Source organism: Bacillus sp. (in: firmicutes), from assembly GCA_017656295.1.
Classification (GTDB): domain Bacteria; phylum Bacillota; class Bacilli; order Bacillales; family JACDOC01; genus JACDOC01.
Map to the genome: position 1 here is coordinate 1 of JACDOC010000055.1, position 542 is coordinate 542.

General features: G+C 50.2%; 1 tRNA gene and 1 rRNA gene. Both read right to left on the minus strand.

Going from position 1 to position 542, the window contains the following annotated elements:
* A 23S ribosomal RNA gene (locus H0Z31_15810) occupies window positions 1-55 on the minus strand; the annotation flags it as partial.
* 272 nt (window positions 56-327) lie between these two features.
* Window positions 328-403 (minus strand) — tRNA-Ala (locus tag H0Z31_15815).
* Window positions 404-542 lie beyond the last annotated feature (139 nt).

Consider the following 542-nt stretch of genomic DNA (forward strand, 5'->3'; position numbering starts at 1 on the left):
CTTCTTCGGCTCCTAGTGCCAAGGCATCCACCGTGCGCCCTTCCTAGCTTATCCTTCGGTCGCTTTCTTGGTGAAACCTTTTGCGCTTTACGCAGTATCCAGTTTTCATAGAACGACTTGCGGCTTTAGCCGCTTAGCGTTACTTTGCGTCGTGGCGTCAGCCATCGACGTTCCTTATAACGCTACTTTGTCGCAACAGTTTGGCTTGTCTGAAGCCCTCTGACTTCCGGCTTCCGACCTCTGACCTCTGTTTTAGCGACAAGTATTAACTTATCACATCATCACAATCGCCGCAAGCTATAATTTTTACCAGCTTCCAGCTTTTGTTGGTGGAGCCAAGCGGGATCGAACCGCTGACCTCCTGCTTGCAAGGCAGGCGCTCTCCCAGCTGAGCTATGGCCCCACATTCTGAAATTGTCTGTTACATCCATACCCACCAGTATGGGTGTAACATCCGGAACTTCTCTCGAAGCTCCTTCAAAACCAAACAGAAGAACAAATCCCTCAAGACCCTCTCCTTAGTCTCCGTAGAAAGGAGGTGA